Genomic DNA, 18,693 nt, shown 5'->3' with positions numbered 1-18,693 from the left:
TTGCGTAACTGTCATGCTCTGGATTATTTAATTCTTTCAGCGGAAATTTTTCCTCAAAGGCTTTATTTAGCCGCCCCTGGTTTCCTTTTACCGCGAATAAATAATCACCTCCCTGTTTTTGTATCTTTTCTGCAATATCTTTCTGGCAGCCCATCGCATCAGTTGTGATGATTTTTCCTTTAATATCCATCATGTTAAGAAGTTCAGGAATGGCTGTAATCTCATTGGATTTCTCATCCGTCTTGATCTGTCCGAGGACCAGACTATGCATTGTTGAGTCGGGATGTGTTTCCCCAAAATCCTCTATATCTTCCCAGCCTTCTGCACCAGAAATAACGGCACAAATAGTCAACAGTAGAATATCCGATAATTTATGTTCCACTTTCCAGGCTTGTCTGTAATCGGGGATAATAGAAATATGTTCCATCAATTTTTTAAGTTCCATTTTGTTCTCCTTAATTATGTAAGGAGTATTTGATCATGTATAAGCAATAAAAAACAGCTTCAGGTAATGAGGAATATCTCAATTTTTAAACATAAAATGCGAATTATTTAGTACAAAAAGTGAACTTTTGATGATCTTTCCCTAATCTCACATAGGATCAGATCTCGTCTGATCGTTCCCCCTGCGCTCACTACCATGGCTCTTTACCACAGCAGCCGGGGTTGTTTGGGACCGACTTCCGACAGCAGATCCCGGTGGGCCTGCCACCATCTCTTCACAAGCTTATGCTTATTACATGCAAAACGTCCCGTTTTGCATCTTTGTGCCTACGGCACACCGATGATCTTTCCCTGTGATCTTTCCCTGAATCTGCCCCTGAGAACCTGAATCAAACGTCTGACTCGCAGAACCATCTGTTTCTCGCGCTCTGTAGAACTTCATGAAAAAGTCATCGGTGCTTTTATCGAAAAATACATGTTCTACTAATTGAAGTCATCATCAAAAAATTTAATTAATCGAATCATACCTATAACCTTTTAATTTTACTTTTTTGTCTTCAACATTAAACACAAAAACCTCTTGGACAATTCTTTTTGAATATTCTGAGAAATATATCAATGTAATTTCATCGTTTGAAAATAATCCGCGAGTGATTTTTTCAGTTTTAAGGGTTGATTTTTTATAAGTCCCAAGATCTTTTTCTTTTGCTTCGTTCATTATGTCGATAAATTTTTTTTCAGATGTGGCAGTCTGAAAATCACTTGAAGTGATTTTATATATATCACTGTATTTCCCTGTCTGATATAAACCACGAAAGATATTAACTTCTTGTCTAGCTGGCTCTATGTCCACTGGAGAACAACCACACAATAAAAATAAAACTAAAAATATATATTTTTTCATATTTCCTCCTGTTAATTGACCCAGCATTCTTGCCACGTTCTACAAGCCAGAGTCATAACTGAAGCGTCAACACCTGCACCGATACCAACAGATTCTGTCGATGATTCTGGATTATCAACATCCACTACATAAGTATACGCAAAATGCCCCCCAACTCCGCCGCCAACCGTTACACCTACTGAATTGCTGACTCCCGATGTAGGTAAAGACTTGGTCTCAGAATATGTGATAGCCGCATTTATCCCACCACCAATTCCTGCATGTCCGCATGCTGTAGCATAAATACAAATATCAGATAACATTTCACCTTTCTTTTTAGCAAACGCAACGCCAAGTCCTGCATGACCACCTAATGATATTAGATCTCCACTGCCAGTAATATCAATTGATGATGTTCCATATGAATCATCATGCCAAACATCATATAATAATTGATATAAATTATACAAACCCAAAGGATCCATCCTTATTATCGGATTCAGTGGGTAATTATACAGGTTCCATCCCCCCGCCAGCCCAATGGGGTCTTGTGTAATATACCTCCCCTGTAGCGGGTCATAGTACCGGTTCCGGTTATAGTACAGCCCTGATTCCTCATCATGCTGCTGCCCCGGCAGACGGTATGGCTGGTGCAGGTAATACGGGTTCTCTTCATTAAGCTGGTTGCCCCATTCATCATACTCCCCGCGCCACGCCGTATTGCCGTCTTCGCTGATGAGCGCCAGCGGCAGGCCCCGGTGGTCGCAGTGGTAAAAATGAACTTTTCGCGCCGGTGTGTATTCCGGCTCCACCTGTCTGGCCAGTTGCTCCACCGTCAGCCCGCACTGCGCAAGCCACGCCCGGCTTTCACTGCTCACGCGGTCTGCCCGGATTTCTTCCTCCAGCCTGTCCAGCAGCCGCACCAGTTCAGCCGGAAATACCACGCCGTGCCCGTCCTCGCTCCCTTCCTGCTGCAGCTTCTCCGCCAGGCTGCGGCGCTGCGCTTTCTCCCGCTCGCCGTTGTCTGTTTCGATGCGGATGAGCGGCGCGAAGCTCCCCGGCTGATATACCGTCTGGATACGCGTGGTGTCGGTCTGTACCGTCGTCAGCCGGTCGCCGTCCCACCCGTACCACGTCATCTCCGGTTTACGCGACAGCGACATCCACCCCGTCAGGTCACGCTCCCGCCGCCATACCCGTTTCGCCATTCGCCGTCCCAGCGGGTCGTAGAGGTAGCGGCTCTCGACCAGTGGCTCGCCATGCTGTATCCGCGTGTAGAACACCAGACGGTGCTGGCTGTCGTAGTGGTAGTGGTGGGTCCGCTCGTCGTCCGTCCGGATAACACCCGCCGGGATAAGGTCCGTCTTCTCCGTCAGTCTGCCGTATTCATCATAGTGGTAAACATAGTGCGCATCCTCTGCGATGCGGTTATCCGGCCACGCCGTGAGGGTACTGTCCGGGTGCAGCTCCGGGTCCGGCAGGCGGTTTCCCGCCGGGTCGGTGGCATACGGGATGCGGATGTCCAGGTCCGGTGCGAGGGTACGCACGCTCTCCAGCCTGCCCGTGGCGCTGTAGCCGTATTCCCGCGTCTGTCGCGGGCCGCTGATGCGCACCAGGTCGCCGTTGTCATTCCACCCGTAGTCACGGTCATACACCAGGCTGTTCAGGTGCTGGCTCTGTAACTGGCCTGCGGGGGTGTATGTGCTGGTCAGTTTATATGCGGCATTACTGCCTGCCATGCTGCCAAAGCTGCGCACCGTCTCCCGGTGCATGCGGTCGCGCGTGTACTCCAGCAGCGGCGTGTCGCCAAGCTTCATGCCCGCCAGATAACCGCTGCCGTAGGTCAGCCACTCCACCGGCGGCAGGCTGTCCGGCGTGACGCGGTTTGCCAGCCCCTGTTCGTTGTAGGCGTGTGTTGTCTCATGCTGCCACAGCAGTTCCCCCGTCTCCGGGTTCTCCACCGTCTGCCGTTCGCCGGTCAGGCGGCCCTTATCGTCGTAGCCGTAGTGGACAGCGACACGGTGGCCTTCGCTCAGGTGGCTGATGTCTGTCAGCCAGCCGTGGTCATCATACTGCCACTGCTCTGCCGGTTCGCCGTTCACCGTGCGGTGAGTGATACGGTCCGATTCATCGTAGTACCAGAGGGTGACAAGCCCCTCATCCTCACTCTGTGTGAGTTTTCCGGTCAGGTCATAATGATAACGTTGCGTCCGCCCGTCAAAGCCGCCCTGCTGTACCAGCCGGTCCAGCGCATCGTAACTGAAGACGCTGTGGCTGCCGTTCTCGTTGGTCAGGCTGATGACACGTCCGGCAGCATCGTACTCCATACTGCGCGTCAGCCCGCCCTGCGTGGTGCTGACCGCCTTTCCCCACGCATCGTACTGTGTCTCGCTCCGGTTGCCGTCCGGGGTGATAACGGCAGTCAGGTCGCCTGCGGCGTTGTATTCATACCGCGTTTCACGGCCCTGTGCGTCTTTCACCGAGGTTAACCGGCCACGGTTGTCATAGCGGCGGTAAAGGCTGATGCCTTCCTCGCGGTGGACCGCCGTCATCTGGCCGAAGCGGTCGTATTCATATCGGGTCTGGTAGCCCGAGCAGTCGGTGAACGCCAGCAACTGCCCGTAGCGGCTCCAGGTCATCTGCCGGGTGCTGCCCGTCGCATCTGTTGTCGTGGCCGGTAATTCACTGTGCGGATTATCATAAGCATACCGGATGACGTCCCCACTGCGCGATGTCTCCGATACCAGCCTGCCCGGTTCATCATATGCCCGGCGGCTCTCCAGCCCGTCCGGGGACACCACCGCCGTCAGCTGGTTCCCGTCGTTATAGTAAAATTTCGTCTCCCGCCCGTCCGGTGTGGTGATGTCCGTGATATCGCCGGACACCACATTCAGACCGTACTCTGTCCGCCGTCCCGCCGCGTCCGTCTGCGCCGTTAGCCTTCCTGCCGCGTCATACCCGCTGTGCGTGACGCTGCCGTCCGCCAGTTCTTTTTTCACCACCCGCTTCAGCCCGGCCCCGCCTTCTGTATGCAGCACCTCACGCCGGTTCAGGCTGTCCGTGACGGTGATGCGGTCCTGCTCATACTGGTAGCGGTAACTCAGGCCTGCCGGGTTCAGCTGCTCCACCACCCGCCCGGTATCGTCGTAGCGGTAGCGCATCTCCGGCCTTCCCGCGTAACGGTGCGCCACCATCCGGCCCGGGTGCTGCGCGTCATACGTGAAAGCGCGCACCTGCGTATTGCTGCGGTCATATACCGCCAGCAGTTCACCGGCTTCCGTATACGTGTACCGCGCCAGTGGCGCACCGGGCAGGCTTTCCGGGTATGCCGGGTCGTGCATCAGCCACACCGCCGAAAGACGGATGCCCCTGTCGGGGCCGTATTCGGTACCGGGCAGTGTGTCGGGGAACGGTGAGGCTGAGAGAGGGCGGGAACTGTCAGAAGAAGATAGCGAAGAGGTGCGGGCCTCTTCCGCCCGCTGTGCCTGTGTGGTCAGTACCAGACGGAACTCACGCCCGGCACCGTCCGTCACGCCGGTGATTTCCCCGGCCAGGTCGCCTGCGGCCTCACGCCGGTACGTCAGCGTCCGCCCGAAACGGTCTGCCAGCCCGGTAAGCACCCGGTACGGCGGCAGCGGCGCTGGCAGTACGTCCTCAGCACCCGGCACCCGCTCTGACCACCCCAGTATCCACCACGGCCCCTGTGCGCTGTTGGTCGCCAGGTAAAGATGCGGGCTTAACCGGATATCCGGCGGCAGCGCCCCCCACAGCCACGCCAGCGTGTGGCCGTCCGGCTGCGCTGCCTTACCACCGCGCACCAGCCACATTGACTCGCTGCGGCTGTACACCGCCTCCCCCGGCAGCAGCGGCTCAAAGTGAATGCTCCGCCCGCCGTTGTCGTTGAGTACCAGTGCATCATCGCGTAGCTGTAAGCGGATATCAGAAGGCGCTTTCCAGCCGGGGCCAAACACTCCCACCGGCGCGGGTGTCCTGGTCCGGTAGCTGCTGTAGGTGCGGGAGAGAATGAACGGCAGCGGGCCGGGCAGCGCAAGGTCCGTCTCGCCGGGCAGCACCTTCGCCCCCAGCAGCGGATTTACCGGGTTGCCCGAAGTCATCCCGCCCGGACACACCGAGCACGCCACGCCGGTGGGCGCGCCAATTCTTACACCTGCCGAACCCTGGACAATAGGACCGCCATACTGAGTCATATCTCCCTGACGCGCCGCTGGTTTTCCGCTCATGATTCAATTCCTTCTTCTGTTTATTTTTAATGCTTGTTTGTTACTGAATACCGAACAGGTACGGGATCAGTACTCTCTCATATCCGGCGTATCCTGCTTTTCATCAGGGGTCTTCGGTGGGGATTTCGAGGCTGCACAGTTCCAGTTAATCAACAGTGAGTCACCATTAACCTGCTCCTTACCCTGCAAATGAATTTTTGTGCCGTTGAGAAAAATTTGTCCGTCCTTCGTCAGCACCAGCCTTGCCTTACCACAGCAGAGCTCCAGATGCTCACCGGCGGAGTAAATCGCGGTCTGCCCGGTATCATCCTTTTTCGTTTTACCAACGGTGAAGGTAACGTTATTTCCGACTTTGACGTCATAACCCAGCCCGACCCTCAACGATTTATGCAAACCGATCTGCGAGGACTGCATCAGAGCCACCGAAGTGTTCATAATGCCACCTACCGTCGTCTGGTACGCCACGCCCACGGTCAGCGCACGAACAAGTCCAATCGTTTCCACCTGAACAGAACCCACGTTAATGATCTGGTTACTGCCCACCGTCTCTATCTGGTTAACGCCCACCGTCTGTATCTGATTGTTGGTAACCGCAATCATCTGATTGTTGCCAATGGTCTCAGCATGGTTGTTTATCACATCCGTGGTGCGGTTATTCAGCACCTCGGTGTTCATGTTCTTCTGCGCGTGGATGTAGACCTGTTCTTTCCCTGTCGCATCGTCAAACTTCAGTTCATTAAACCCGCTGCCCTTATAGGTTTTCGAACGAATGGTCATCTGCGTCTTCGTCCCCGGCAGGCTGCCGGGTGTGCGGTTTTCCTGGTGGTAGGTACGCCCCATAATAATCGGCTGGTCCGGATCGCCGTTGAGGAAGTCCACAATCACCTCCTGACCCACACGCGGTATCGCCAGGTGGCCAAAACCGGTGCCTGCCCACGCCTGTGCCACACGGATCCAGCACGAACTGTCTTGGTCTGCCGGGTTATAACGGTCCCAGTTGAACTTCACCCGCACGCGACCATGTTCGTCGCAGAAGATTTCCTCGCCTGCCGGTCCTGTCACGACAGCGCTCTGCGGGCCGTCGACCAGCGGTTTCAGCAACGGCTGTGGTCGCCATGTTCTGTCTGCCGGGATCACCGCAAAATGGTTCTCCAGCGCCGTCCCCGCTCCCTGCCGTCCTGGCACCGCCTGTGGCTGTTCGCCGTGCAGTTCACTTGCCACCACCTGCCATTCCCGGTTCAGGTTCGCCTGCGGATGCCCCGTCAGCACAATTCGTCGTCCCGGCCATATCTCCGGCGAGCGACTCATTCCCCGCGCGGTTTCTGCATTGTTTCGCCAGCCGTCCATCTGCCAGCGGGCAAAGTTCTGCCCGTGGGCACCCTTGAAACGTCCGGGGTAGTCATACACTTCATACTGCGTGCGCTGGTAATCCTGGTACTGGCCTTCCTGATCAAAACGCCCTGCCCAGCCGGGTCGTTTAAAGGTGTAGTCCTTGGTCACCACGGAAGAAGGGCGGATTTGTGCGCTGTAGCGGAACTGGCTGATGCAGAGGGTGCTCACCTCGGTACGGGTGTTCGGATTCCAGGGGATCTCAAAGGACTCCGGCAGATAACGCACGGTGTCGCACAGGACCAGGCTCTGGTCGGTACTTTTTGCGCGTGCTCCTCATAAAAGAAGATGCCTTCCTCCGCCGCCATCCGGCACAGGAAATCGTAATCGGTTTCGCCGTACTGGACACAAAACTCACGGGAAGGATGCGGCTCGCTGAACAGCGGACTCCACTCGGTCACACCGTTTTCCTTCAGGATCGTAGCGAGGATGCTTTCGATGTCCTCATTCTGGAAGATACGGAAGTTCTGGCGCAGCCCTGTGCGCCACAGCGGCGGGCACACCTTCATGCTGTACAGCATCTGGTTTTTGTCGTTCTCCCCCAGTTCAAACCAGGTCACCACACCTTTCACCCGGCGCTGTACGTCATCGCCCTGCCATACCGTCAGGTAGGCCATTTTGTCCAGCACCTGCGCAAATTCAAGGGAAAGAAACTGCTGACTGACCAGAGAAAGGTCGAGGGAAAAAAGTGAAGAGAGTGACTGGGTGAGATGAAAGGAAACCACCGCAAACGCGTCCGGTGGCAGGCCGTCCACTTCAAGTGTGAAACGTAATCCGGTTGACATAGCAACCTCCGTGAAAATGAATAATAATCCGCACATATTGCATGTACAACATGTCGGGCGGATGAGATAAGCGAGTCGACATCTGGCGTTACCGGGGAATATCAGAAAAATGTCATGGTTATGTGATGATTTAGTCTGGGATTTTACTTCAGAGAAACGGGTGTCTGTTTAGTCAACAAAATAATCACAAACGCAACGGATGGGTTCTCGACGTTATTCACGACAGGCTCGTACATTACAGCGAGTAATAAAAAACCTGATATGCAAAGTCAAACCAATATTCATAATGTCTTTTTATTCACAACAATAAATAATTCAATAACAATCATTGAAATGAATGATGATTTGTATTAGGAATATACGCTACCGCCCCACCCTGATAACATGATCTGCACATTGCCATCTTAACGTCGTTAAACACTGGCTTAATAGTGGATATTTCAAATTAGGAATTTATTAAATTCACCTGATGAATATCATAAGTAAATAGCATAGAAAATAATGACAATTCCCCCGAGGGGACCATTTCCAAAGCACTGCACCACCACCAGGTGCCCGGATGATCTTGCTTCAGTGGTAAGAGTACCTGATTCATTGTTCCCAAAATGATGTTTTCCCCGGCCCCGCCAATAATGTGCAGCTCTCACGTGATAATCTATTGATTAGGTTATATTAAGAATCAATATTTAAAATACATCCATTTTCTTGAATAAATCAACATGTTTATTTATCAATTGCTGTTTTAGCTCTGACTCATCAAGCTCTCCATATTTGTCCTACAGATAATTGCGAATAAATACAGAGAACGCCATTTATCCTTTTAGCATACCTGCCGGATATTTTTATTTGTATTAATATTAATTGCATCTCCAACTCCGAGCATATCCATCATTAAAAACTTTTTGAGATTATAGAATACCTGTGATAACAAGTGAAACATCTGCACAATGTGAATAGTTAGTTTCTTTTCAGAGGAAATGAAATAGACAAGCTGAATGAAGGGGAGAGTGATATAAATCAAAAAACATAACATGAATTTAATTAATTACGCCCATCATTGTGGATAAAGTTACTGAATAATAAATAACATAATCCTCTGGTATCCCACTCAAATAATTTCATTCCTTTTTAATACTTCTTGTAATTTCGGTAACTGACATACAGCATCAGCGATCGCGCTGATATTCTGCGCATTATCCTGAAACCATTCATGCCCCGGCCCCCATGTGCGCATGGTGCAGAGATAACAGTCCACCAGCGTTAGTTGCTCACCAAAGGCATAAGGTTCAGCGGTCAATTGTGAATTCAGCCAGATATAAAGTGATTTGCGATATTCAATTACATTCTTCTTTAACTGTTCAGGTGCGTCAGATGCCCAACGCTCAGGGTAATCGGCGAAAGTGAATGTTGGATAGACATTAGCAACCAGCCAGACCAATAGCCGTTGAAACTGCTGACGTTCGGCGCGCCCAACCGGTGGCGCAAGGTCCGGGCGACGATCGAGAACCATAAATGCAATCGCCGCTGTCTCCGTCATAATCTCGTCATTTTCCAGCGCCAGTGTCGGAACCTGACACAACGGGTTCAGGGTTTTCAATAACTCGCGTGAAGCTCCCTCGTGGTCAAAACCACTGACATCAACGAACTGATAAGGAATATCAGCCAGTGTTAGCATCAGCTCACTGATTGTAGAGCCCCATCCGGGTACGCCATACACCTTAATCATATGCCCTCACAATCTTTTAAAGATTAAGTGTAGGACAGTACACAGGTTAACCAGCAAAAAGATTTGTCATTTTTTCGTCAGTTGTATTATTCCCCTTCAGGATTGTAAGGGGATGTTTTGCATCGTTTATCGATAACGGGTAGGATGCTGCGCCGATAGTTTTATACCCATAAAGAATAATGGTGATAACTATCATCGCCAGGATGAATAAACATTGTTCATGGCAACTTATATGACTTTTTCATTAAAGCAATCAGGGAGAGCAATGAGTAAACACGACACCGACACTTCAGATCAACACGCCGCGAAACGCCGCTGGCTTAATGCCCACGAAGAGGGGTATCACAAAGCGATGGGCAATCGCCAGGTACAGATGATCGCCATTGGCGGCGCGATTGGCACCGGCTTGTTTTTAGGTGCAGGAGCCCGACTGCAAATGGCGGGTCCAGCATTGGCACTGGTTTATTTAATTTGTGGCTTGTTTTCGTTTTTTATTCTGCGTGCATTGGGTGAGCTGGTGCTACACCGCCCTTCCAGTGGCAGTTTTGTCTCTTATGCCCGTGAGTTTTTGGGTGAGAAAGCCGCTTATGTTGCTGGCTGGATGTACTTCATCAACTGGGCGATGACGGGGATTGTTGATATTACCGCCGTCGCTCTGTATATGCATTACTGGGGTGCGTTTGGCGGCGTGCCGCAGTGGGTCTTTGCGCTCGCTGCACTTACCATCGTTGGCACCATGAATATGATCGGTGTGAAATGGTTTGCGGAGATGGAGTTCTGGTTTGCGCTTATTAAAGTGCTCGCCATTGTGACCTTTTTGGTCGTGGGTACAGTGTTCCTCGGTAGTGGTCAGCCGCTGGATGGCAACACCACTGGCTTTCATTTAATTACCGATAATGGCGGCTTCTTCCCCCACGGTTTGCTGCCTGCTCTGGTGTTGATTCAGGGCGTAGTGTTTGCTTTTGCCTCCATTGAAATGGTGGGTACAGCTGCCGGAGAATGTAAAGATCCGCAGACCATGGTGCCTAAAGCGATTAACAGCGTGATTTGGCGTATTGGCCTGTTTTACGTCGGCTCCGTGGTGTTGCTGGTTATGCTATTGCCGTGGAGCGCGTATCAGGCGGGGCAAAGTCCGTTCGTGACGTTTTTCTCTAAACTGGGTGTGCCATATATCGGCAGCATTATGAACATTGTGGTGCTGACCGCTGCCCTCTCCAGCCTGAACTCAGGTCTGTACTGCACCGGACGTATTCTGCGCTCAATGGCGATGGGCGGTTCCGCACCGAGTTTTATGGCGAAAATGAGTCGTCAGCATGTGCCGTATGCCGGGATTCTGGCGACACTAGTTGTGTATGTCGTCGGCGTATTCCTCAACTATCTGGTGCCGTCGCGCGTATTTGAGATTGTGTTGAACTTCGCGTCGCTGGGAATCATCGCTTCATGGGCGTTTATCATCGTGTGCCAGATGCGCCTGCGTAAAGCAATTAAACAAGGCAAAGCAGCGGATGTCAGTTTTAAACTGCCTGGCGCGCCCTTCACTTCCTGGCTGACATTACTGTTTTTACTGAGTGTCCTGGTGCTGATGGCGTTCGATTACCCGAACGGGACTTATACTATCGCGGCGCTGCCGATTATCGGTATTCTGCTGGTTATAGGCTGGTTTGGTGTGCGCAAACGCGTTGCTGAAATTCACAGCACTGCGCCAGTCGTCGAGGAAGATGAAGAAAAACAGGAAATTGTGTTTAAGCCTGAAACGGCGAGCTAATTGCAAAATTGCCCGGCTACGTGCCGGGCAAATTTAGATTACTGACGAAGGTGTGCCGCATGCGGCGTAATAAAAGTCAGGCAAGTCTCTCCGTTTTCACCCTCGCCACATCTATTACAGCGCAATACGAATCACATCGTCCGGCTGGGTAGCTTCCTGCTGTTTAGTGGATTTTTGTTTCACACTGACATACAGCGTTTTGCCATCGGCAGACAGCGCCAGGCTGTTTGGATGAGTCGGCGTATCGAACGTTTTCACCACTTTATAGCTTTTCGCGTCAATCACACTGACTTTACCTGCCTGACGATGCGTTACGTAGGCTTCATTACGCGCTGGGTTAAACAGCACAGCCAGTGATTCTGGTGCCGCAACCTTCGCCAGAATATTGCCATTACGGGTATCGACCACTAACACTTCTGCGGCTTTAGAATCGGTGATAAATGCACGCTGCCTGGCGGTATCAAGGCTAATGTTGATAAAGAAGTGCTCTTTGCCGTCATCCAGCAGCTTTTTACGGCTGAGGATTTTATTGTCGGCGGTGTCGATGGTAATCAATTCGCCGTCAGCGTTAGTGGTGTAAAGACGTTTGCCTTTGCTATCCAGCGCCAGACCGGTACTCATTTTACCGGTGTTCTGGATGGCGGTTTTCAGTTTGATATTCTCGCCATCAACGACCCAAATCACGCTCTCTTTACCAATACCACTGATGTAAACGGTGTTCGAGGCATCATCAGCTACCAGCTCACGCGGTTGCAGCGGGCGCACCTCTTCCGTGCGCTTACGATCATCCAGCACCAGACGGCCTTTCACCTCGCCCGTTTTGGCATCTATCGCCGTGACCGCGCTGTTTACGGTGTTACCAAACCACAACGTCTGAGTCGTGTTATTGATGGTGGCACCAAACGGCTTGAGATCGTTATGGATCGCCTGCGTCACTTCCAGAGTGACCGGATCAAGACGATAAACCACGCCACCTTTATCCAGTTTGCGGCTTTGCGAAGTGGCGAGCCACAGTGCGTTTTCTTGCTGGCTATAAGCCATTTCGTAGGCACCTTTACCTACCGCTTTACGCAGCATTTCTTCTGCGGCCTGCGTACTGAATGATGAAGCAACAAGCAATGAACCTAACAGTAATGAACCACGCAGGCGCGATGAAAACAGATGACGTAAATGCATGACGACTCCCTTTGATGAACCGATATTTTTGCTGCTTCACAATGCTTCGCTAAGCGTAATCATCGTTACGCTCTTGTTATAAATGGGAATGGTAATCATTATTTTCTCAAATGTGGAGCATTTCTTGCCGTTACGACTACAATTTTCTCAATTACTTAACGTATCGTGCCGTTTCGTTTTCCATAAATTTACAATTTCATTACCATAACGGCGTTTTCCCATTCTTAACCTGGCTTTTTTCATGAAGATTTTTTCCGTCCGACAGACCGTTTTGCCCGCACTGCTTGTCCTTTCCCCCGTTGTTTTTGCCGCTGATGAACAGACTATGATTGTCAGTGCCGCACCGCAGGTGGTTTCAGAACTGGATACCCCAGCAGCAGTAAGCGTGGTGGATGGCGAGGAGATGCGCCTGGCAACACCGCGCATTAACTTGTCCGAATCACTGACCGGCGTGCCTGGTTTGCAGGTACAAAACCGGCAGAACTATGCGCAAGATTTACAGCTGTCGATTCGCGGATTTGGCTCCCGCTCCACTTACGGTATTCGCGGTATTCGCCTGTATGTGGACGGTATTCCCGCCACCATGCCCGACGGGCAAGGGCAAACATCCAACATCGATTTAAGCAGTGTGCAAAATGTGGAAGTGCTGCGTGGCCCCTTCTCTGCCCTGTATGGCAACGCGTCTGGTGGGGTAATGAATGTCACCACCCAGACCGGACAACAGCCACCAACCATTGAAGCCAGTAGTTACTACGGCAGTTTTGGCAGCTGGCGCTATGGGCTGAAAGCAACGGGCGCAACGGGAGACGGCACACAGCCTGGCGATGTCGATTACACCGTCTCAACCACGCGTTTTACGACCCACGGCTATCGTGACCATAGTGGCGCACAGAAAAATTTAGCTAATGCCAAACTGGGCGTACGCATTGATGAAGCCAGCAAATTAAGTCTGATTTTCAATAGTGTGGATATCAAAGCAGATGACCCAGGTGGGCTAACCAAAGCAGAATGGAAGGCTAATCCACAACAAGCGCCTCGTGCAGAACAGTACGACACGCGAAAAACCATCAAGCAAACTCAGGCTGGGTTGCGCTATGAGCGTAGCCTGAGCGCGCAAGATGATATGAGTGTGATGATGTATGCCGGAGAGCGAGAAACGACCCAGTACCAGTCAATCCCGATGGCCCCCCAACTTAACCCGTCACATGCGGGCGGCGTGATTACCCTGCAACGCCATTACCAGGGGATAGACAGCCGCTGGACACACCGTGGTGAACTGGGCGTTCCGGTCACGTTCACTACCGGCCTGAACTACGAAAACATGAGTGAAAACCGCAAGGGCTACAATAACTTCCGCCTGAATAGCGGCATGCCGGAGTACGGGCAAAAAGGTGAGTTGCGTCGCGACGAACGCAATCTGATGTGGAACATCGATCCCTATTTACAGACGCAGTGGCAGCTGAGCGAAAAACTGTCGCTGGATGCTGGCGTGCGCTACAGCTCCGTGTGGTTTGATTCCAACGACCATTACGTTACTCCGGGTAACGGCGATGACAGCGGTGATGCCAGTTATCATAAATGGCTACCTGCCGGTTCGTTAAAATATGCAATGACCGATGCCTGGAATATCTATCTGGCAGCCGGGCGAGGTTTTGAAACGCCGACGATTAATGAGCTGTCTTATCGTGCTGATGGGCAAAGCGGTATGAACTTTGGTTTAAAACCATCCACCAACGATACAATTGAGATCGGCAGTAAAACGCGTATTGGTGATGGGCTGCTTAGTCTCGCATTGTTTCAGACCGACACTGATGATGAAATTGTTGTCGATAGCAGTAGCGGTGGGCGTACGACTTACAAAAATGCCGGAAAGACCCGTCGTCAAGGCGCTGAACTGGCATGGGATCAACGTTTCGCAGGAGATTTTCGCGTAAACGCGTCCTGGACCTGGCTTGATGCGACCTATCGCAGCAATGTTTGCAATGAACAGGATTGTAACGGTAATCGGATGCCAGGGATCGCCCGTAATATGGGCTTTGCGTCGATAGGTTATGTACCGGAAGATGGTTGGTATGCAGGCACGGAAGCGCGTTATATGGGCGATATTATGGCAGATGATGAAAATACGGCAAAAGCGCCGTCTTATACTCTCGTCGGCTTATTCACCGGGTATAAATACAATTACCACAATTTAACTGTGGATTTATTTGGTCGTGTCGATAATTTATTCGATAAAGAATACGTTGGTTCTGTCATTGTCAATGAGTCAAACGGGCGATATTACGAACCTTCGCCCGGACGAAATTATGGTGTCGGCATGAATATTGCGTGGAGATTTGAGTAATTACCTTGATGCCCGGTATTTGCCGGGCATTTACTTTAACGATTGTATTGCTGGTATAAAATAGCAATATTTTGTTGCATAATTTCAGCAAGACAATGTCTGCATCCCTCTTTGTCTTTTGCTTTTAACGCAGCGAGTAACAGATGATAGTTTTCTATATGCTCCCGTAATTCCGCTGGATTAATCGCTTCATAGAGATAATGTAAACCAGGCCCCATCCTGACCCACAGTTGCTCAATCATCTCACACAGGATGGGCATATTTGAGCGATGATAAATCGCTAAGCGAAATAGCCTGTTTACATTAATGATTTGTTCCATGTCGCCCTTTTCTTGCGCCTGCTGTAATTTCTCGAGCAATTCCTGGAGTTCCGCCAGGTCTTGCGGGGTGAGGTTTTCAACAGCCAGAGCAACTGCCATTAATTCCAGTTCGTAGCGGATCCGATTGATTTCGTCTAATTGACGTTTCCTCACTTCCGGAACTGTAAATGCTTGTGCAGGTGCGACAGAAAGCGCATTCACCGAAACCAGACGTAATAATGCTTCACGCACAGGTGTAATACTCATACCTAATTGCTCCGCCAGATTTTTAGTAATCAGGCGTGCGCCAGGTTTTAATGCGCCAATACTAAGCTGATGTTTCAGGTCGTTCTCAACCTGCAGAGTCAAACTGACATGTTTCATTTTTCCCATTCCAGGCATTTTAATTCCTTCGCGTGTTTTCTGTCCAACCCTGCCTGCACGGCAGAAGGAGTTCACCTGGTGTATTAAAGTGAATAATCATAAACCACCCACCTTTGTTGTTATTAGCAGCAGAACAATGACGTGGTTAGTTAATTAAAGCTGAAAATAAGCTTTTTGCCTGGATTTTTATGGCGGCTTACGCCGCCGTTGAAACTTTAATCATCACCCGCGACGCGGATCACCACTTTGCCGAAGTTTTTACCCTTCAGCAGGCCGATAAACGTCTGTGGCGCATTCTCTAAACCATCAGTAATATCTTCGTGGTAGTGGATTTTATCCTCTTTCACCCATTGCCCCATCTCCTTCTGAAACTCATGGATGCGGTGACCATAATCCTGAGCGATAATAAACCCTTGCAAGCGAATACGTTTTTTCAGCACCGTTGCCATCAACAGGGGTAAACGATCCGGACCGGGTGGTAGCTCTGTAGCGTTATAGCTGCTCACTAAGCCACAAACGGGAATGCGCGCAGATGTATTAAGTAATGGTAGCACTGCATCAAATACCTTACCGCCCACGTTTTCATAATAGATATCAATACCTTTTGGGCACGCTTTCACCAGTTGTTCGGCAAAATCATCCGCGTGGTGATCAAGACAAACATCGAAGCCCAGCACCTCGATAGCATGGCGGCATTTTTCCGCGCCACCGGCAACCCCCACCACCCTGCAACCTTTAAGTTTGCCGATTTGCCCCACCGTTGCTCCCACAGGACCTGTCGCCGCAGCTACCACCAACGTTTCGCCCTCTTTAGGCTGACCGATATCCAGCAGCCCCATATAAGCGGTAAAGCCTGGCATCCCCAGCACACCCAGCGACCACGATGGATTTTGCGGATGATCGCCAAGTTTCACCAGATCATCACCACTGGATATGTCATAGTCCTGCCATCCACTGTAGCCCAGCACCCAGTCGCCAGGCTGATAATCAGGATGATTCGACTCCACAACACGGCTCACCGTGCCGCCGACCATCACGCCGCCAATATCAACAGGCGGTGAATAAGATGGCTCATCGCTCATACGTCCACGCATATACGGGTCCAGGGACAAATAAACTGTGCGCAGTAACACCTGTCCTTCACCCGGTGTGGCGACATCATCTTCTTCAAGACGGAAATTCTCCGGAACCGGTGCGCCATGTGGACGCGAGGCCAGAACCCAACGTCGATTACGCTGCTTTTGTTGCCCCATAATGCTCTCCTGTGCTTTTGGCATGAATCCATCAATAGTAGCAGGCTCACGGGATTAGTTTTGTTTGCAGCCGTCACATCCCCTCTGCAACACGCAATAATTTCATCGAGGAATCCGTTGCTTCGGGCTGTTTTCGATAGTATTGATAACATCATCATCATTATTTTATCGAGGCCAGACATGTCCATCCGTTTTGCCCGCAAAGCCGATTGTGCTGCCATTGCGGAAATTTATAACCACGCCGTGTTGTATACGGCGGCTATCTGGAATGACCAAACGGTTGATGCAGATAACCGCATTGCCTGGTTTGAAGCGCGGACCATAGCAGGTTATCCGGTGCTGGTGAGTGAAGAAGATGGCGTAGTGACGGGATATGCCTCGTTTGGCGACTGGCGTAGTTTCGATGGTTTTCGCCATACCGTGGAACATTCGGTTTATGTCCATCCCGATCATCAGGGCAAAGGTCTGGGGCGTAAATTGTTAAGCCGATTGATTGATGAAGCGCGGGATTGCGGGAAGCATGTCATGGTCGCCGGGATCGAATCGCAAAATCAGGCCTCGCTGCATCTGCACCATTCGCTGGGATTTGTCGTCACCGCACAAATGCCGCAGGTGGGCACTAAATTTGGGCGCTGGCTGGATCTGACATTTATGCAGTTGCAACTCGACGAACGCACTGAACCGGACGCGATTGGATGAATCAGTCGCTCACCCTTGCTTTTTTGATTGCCGCCGGAATTGGTCTGGTAGTCCAGAACACGCTGATGGTGCGCATCACCCAGACCTCCTCTACCATTCTCATCGCCATGTTGCTGAACTCACTGGTGGGGATTGTGCTCTTTGTTTCTATTTTATGGTTTAAACAAGGCATGGCGGGGTTTGGCGAACTGGTGTCCAGCGTGCGCTGGTGGACACTTATACCCGGCTTGCTGGGATCGTTTTTTGTCTTCGCCAGTATCAGCGGATATCAGAATGTGGGAGCGGCGACAACTATTGCAGTACTGGTCGCCAGCCAGCTAATTGGCGGTCTGATGCTGGATATCTTCCGCAGTCATGGCGTACCACTACGGGCGTTGTTCGGCCCAATTTGTGGCGCAATTTTACTTGTGGTTGGCGCCTGGTTGGTAGCCAGACGCTCATTTTAATCAGAGGATGGTGCCGCCTTTGGTTAACTGTTCGTGGCGCGCTTCCATATCTTCTTTATGCTTGCGACCGTGATGAGCAATAGCGGTGCGCAAACGCTGCTGCTGGGTGTAGCGATCTTCCCGACTTAACTCCGCGTCATCGCTCAGGGCGATTAATAATTCGTTCATATGGGCAATGACGCTCTCTTCAATCGCGGCATCCACGCGCGCGATGACTTCATCCAGATGCGACATACTTTCTCCTTAACCACTTGTGAAATTTATCGATTCATCCAAATGATATAAGTCTGCGTGGTGCCGTCAAGCCAGTGAGTAAGATTTAAAACAGTGAAAACAACAGCGCCACCGGGAAACTCATCGGCCATGTTGCCCCCACCAGAAAGGCGCTTAAGAAACGGATGCGTTTCTTATCGTGAGAAAGAAACCAGGTGATAAGAAATGCGATTGCTGCCATAACCGCATAAAAAACAAGCATATGTTGATAGAGAGACATGTACGGGCGTCCAGCCAGATGAATAAAACGCGCGCAAATATGCGTCATTTTTTGACGTGCATCAAGTTTTTTCACCAGTTTGAGAAAAAATCATCAAACAGCAACTTGCCCTTATCCATCTTCAGAATGAGTATTATTGCGGATTTTCTTAACCCGTACTATACACATAGGGGCAATGATAAAAGGTGGCAAAAATGAATGTTTCCAGTAGAACTGTAGTACTGATAAATGTCTTTGCTGCTGTTGGTTTGTTTACTCTTATCTCTATGAGATTTGGCTGGTTTATTTGATGTAGTGATTTTGCACGCAGCACGTACTGTCAGAGAAATCAACTCTCTGACAGTACGCAAGATCATCTCATACTCT

At 50.8% G+C, this 18,693-nt stretch carries 15 protein-coding genes and 2 pseudogenes; 6 read left to right on the top strand and 11 right to left on the bottom strand.

The annotated features are described in order from the left end of the window. Positions 1–445 (bottom strand): ISAs1 family transposase (locus ACJHXA_RS21310; RefSeq protein ID WP_072165898.1); only part of this gene is annotated, 445 nt, incomplete at its 3' end. Between the two features lie 387 nt (positions 446–832). Here ACJHXA_RS21310 and ACJHXA_RS21305 point away from each other — a divergent pair. Beyond that, positions 833–931: pseudogene (locus ACJHXA_RS21305) on the top strand (IS1 family transposase); the annotation flags it as partial. Between the two features lie 21 nt (positions 932–952). On the opposite strand, the gene ACJHXA_RS21300 reads toward ACJHXA_RS21305, so the two are convergent. The 5 genes and pseudogenes from ACJHXA_RS21300 to ACJHXA_RS21280 all read right to left on the bottom strand — a co-directional run bounded on the left by ACJHXA_RS21300 (position 953) and on the right by ACJHXA_RS21280 (position 9,468). Beyond that, positions 953–1,348: an RHS element protein dsORF-e4 gene (locus ACJHXA_RS21300; RefSeq protein ID WP_000759875.1), complete on the bottom strand. Its 396-nt coding sequence runs from the start codon at positions 1,346–1,348 to the stop codon at positions 953–955. Between the two features lie 11 nt (positions 1,349–1,359). Continuing rightward, the gene (locus ACJHXA_RS21295) at positions 1,360–5,568 is read right to left on the bottom strand and encodes an RHS element core protein (RefSeq protein WP_000014879.1); all 4,209 of its coding nucleotides are present in this window, start codon (positions 5,566–5,568) and stop codon (positions 1,360–1,362) included. A gap of 66 nt (positions 5,569–5,634) precedes the next feature. Then, positions 5,635–7,742, bottom strand: a pseudogene (locus ACJHXA_RS21290) (type VI secretion system tip protein VgrG). Between the two features lie 820 nt (positions 7,743–8,562). Then, positions 8,563–8,775, bottom strand: coding sequence for a YncH family protein (locus tag ACJHXA_RS21285; protein WP_000882235.1), 213 nt, complete (start codon positions 8,773–8,775; stop codon positions 8,563–8,565). Between the two features lie 75 nt (positions 8,776–8,850). Further along, positions 8,851–9,468, bottom strand: coding sequence for a glutathione S-transferase family protein (locus ACJHXA_RS21280; protein ID WP_000598855.1), 618 nt, complete (start codon positions 9,466–9,468; stop codon positions 8,851–8,853). Between the two features lie 265 nt (positions 9,469–9,733). Here ACJHXA_RS21280 and ansP point away from each other — a divergent pair, with 265 nt between their 5' ends. Then, positions 9,734–11,233, top strand: coding sequence for an L-asparagine permease (gene ansP / locus ACJHXA_RS21275; RefSeq protein ID WP_001295649.1), 1,500 nt, complete (start codon positions 9,734–9,736; stop codon positions 11,231–11,233). A 114-nt stretch (positions 11,234–11,347) separates the two neighbouring features. Here ansP and ACJHXA_RS21270 read toward each other — a convergent pair whose 3' ends face one another. Next, positions 11,348–12,409, bottom strand: a complete 1,062-nt coding sequence (locus ACJHXA_RS21270) for a YncE family protein (RefSeq protein ID WP_000550663.1) — start codon at positions 12,407–12,409, stop codon at positions 11,348–11,350. A 241-nt stretch (positions 12,410–12,650) separates the two neighbouring features. On the opposite strand from ACJHXA_RS21270, the gene pqqU reads away from it, so the two are divergent. Then, positions 12,651–14,753, top strand: coding sequence for a TonB-dependent receptor PqqU (pqqU, locus tag ACJHXA_RS21265; RefSeq protein WP_000689355.1), 2,103 nt, complete (start codon positions 12,651–12,653; stop codon positions 14,751–14,753). A gap of 35 nt (positions 14,754–14,788) precedes the next feature. Here pqqU and mcbR read toward each other — a convergent pair whose 3' ends face one another. Both mcbR and curA read right to left on the bottom strand, forming a co-directional pair. Next, positions 14,789–15,454 (bottom strand): colanic acid/biofilm transcriptional regulator McbR, encoded by a 666-nt coding sequence (gene mcbR, locus ACJHXA_RS21260; protein ID WP_001296777.1) that lies wholly within the window; start codon positions 15,452–15,454, stop codon positions 14,789–14,791. Positions 15,455–15,651: 197 nt separating this feature from the next. Further along, positions 15,652–16,689: an NADPH-dependent curcumin/dihydrocurcumin reductase gene (gene curA / locus ACJHXA_RS21255; protein ID WP_000531452.1), complete on the bottom strand. Its 1,038-nt coding sequence runs from the start codon at positions 16,687–16,689 to the stop codon at positions 15,652–15,654. A gap of 180 nt (positions 16,690–16,869) precedes the next feature. On the opposite strand from curA, the gene ACJHXA_RS21250 reads away from it, so the two are divergent. Both ACJHXA_RS21250 and ACJHXA_RS21245 read left to right on the top strand, forming a co-directional pair. Continuing rightward, positions 16,870–17,388, top strand: a complete 519-nt coding sequence (locus tag ACJHXA_RS21250) for a GNAT family N-acetyltransferase (RefSeq protein ID WP_001296723.1) — start codon at positions 16,870–16,872, stop codon at positions 17,386–17,388. Beyond that, entirely contained in the window at positions 17,385–17,834 is a 450-nt protein-coding gene (locus tag ACJHXA_RS21245; protein WP_001076535.1) for a DMT family transporter, read from the top strand. Before ACJHXA_RS21250 ends, ACJHXA_RS21245 begins: the two co-directional genes overlap by 4 nt. On the opposite strand, the gene ydcY is transcribed toward ACJHXA_RS21245, so the two are convergent. Together ydcY and ortT are read right to left on the bottom strand one after the other, a co-directional pair. Then, positions 17,835–18,068, bottom strand: a complete 234-nt coding sequence (gene ydcY, locus ACJHXA_RS21240; RefSeq protein ID WP_000018633.1) for a DUF2526 family protein YdcY — start codon at positions 18,066–18,068, stop codon at positions 17,835–17,837. An 85-nt stretch (positions 18,069–18,153) separates the two neighbouring features. Then, positions 18,154–18,327 (bottom strand): orphan toxin OrtT, encoded by a 174-nt coding sequence (gene ortT, locus ACJHXA_RS21235; protein ID WP_000061178.1) that lies wholly within the window; start codon positions 18,325–18,327, stop codon positions 18,154–18,156. A gap of 194 nt (positions 18,328–18,521) precedes the next feature. On the opposite strand from ortT, the gene yncL reads away from it, so the two are divergent. Beyond that, complete coding sequence (gene yncL / locus ACJHXA_RS21230) at positions 18,522–18,617, top strand: stress response membrane protein YncL (protein WP_001303494.1); 96 nt, start codon at positions 18,522–18,524, stop codon at positions 18,615–18,617. Positions 18,618–18,693 lie beyond the last annotated feature (76 nt).

Source organism: Escherichia sp. WS33 (assembly GCF_046486385.1).
Classification (GTDB): Bacteria; Pseudomonadota; Gammaproteobacteria; order Enterobacterales; family Enterobacteriaceae; genus ECMA0423.
Note: the sequence above shows the minus strand (reverse complement) of the source record. Positions and strands in the feature narration are given on the sequence as shown.

What these genes read in the sequence shown, in the direction of transcription:
- ACJHXA_RS21300 (WP_000759875.1), bottom strand. Translation starts at nt 1,348, where the DNA reads ATGAAAAAATATATATTTTTAGTTTTATTTTTATTGTGTGGTTGTTCT.
- ACJHXA_RS21295 (WP_000014879.1), bottom strand. Translation starts at nt 5,568, where the DNA reads ATGAGCGGAAAACCAGCGGCGCGTCAGGGAGATATGACTCAGTATGGC.
- ACJHXA_RS21285 (WP_000882235.1), bottom strand. Translation starts at nt 8,775, where the DNA reads ATGTTATGTTTTTTGATTTATATCACTCTCCCCTTCATTCAGCTTGTC.
- ACJHXA_RS21280 (WP_000598855.1), bottom strand. Translation starts at nt 9,468, where the DNA reads ATGATTAAGGTGTATGGCGTACCCGGATGGGGCTCTACAATCAGTGAG.
- ansP (WP_001295649.1), top strand. Translation starts at nt 9,734, where the DNA reads ATGAGTAAACACGACACCGACACTTCAGATCAACACGCCGCGAAACGC.
- ACJHXA_RS21270 (WP_000550663.1), bottom strand. Translation starts at nt 12,409, where the DNA reads ATGCATTTACGTCATCTGTTTTCATCGCGCCTGCGTGGTTCATTACTG.
- pqqU (WP_000689355.1), top strand. Translation starts at nt 12,651, where the DNA reads ATGAAGATTTTTTCCGTCCGACAGACCGTTTTGCCCGCACTGCTTGTC.
- mcbR (WP_001296777.1), bottom strand. Translation starts at nt 15,454, where the DNA reads ATGCCTGGAATGGGAAAAATGAAACATGTCAGTTTGACTCTGCAGGTT.
- curA (WP_000531452.1), bottom strand. Translation starts at nt 16,689, where the DNA reads ATGGGGCAACAAAAGCAGCGTAATCGACGTTGGGTTCTGGCCTCGCGT.
- ACJHXA_RS21250 (WP_001296723.1), top strand. Translation starts at nt 16,870, where the DNA reads ATGTCCATCCGTTTTGCCCGCAAAGCCGATTGTGCTGCCATTGCGGAA.
- ACJHXA_RS21245 (WP_001076535.1), top strand. Translation starts at nt 17,385, where the DNA reads ATGAATCAGTCGCTCACCCTTGCTTTTTTGATTGCCGCCGGAATTGGT.
- ydcY (WP_000018633.1), bottom strand. Translation starts at nt 18,068, where the DNA reads ATGTCGCATCTGGATGAAGTCATCGCGCGCGTGGATGCCGCGATTGAA.
- ortT (WP_000061178.1), bottom strand. Translation starts at nt 18,327, where the DNA reads ATGTCTCTCTATCAACATATGCTTGTTTTTTATGCGGTTATGGCAGCA.
- yncL (WP_001303494.1), top strand. Translation starts at nt 18,522, where the DNA reads ATGAATGTTTCCAGTAGAACTGTAGTACTGATAAATGTCTTTGCTGCT.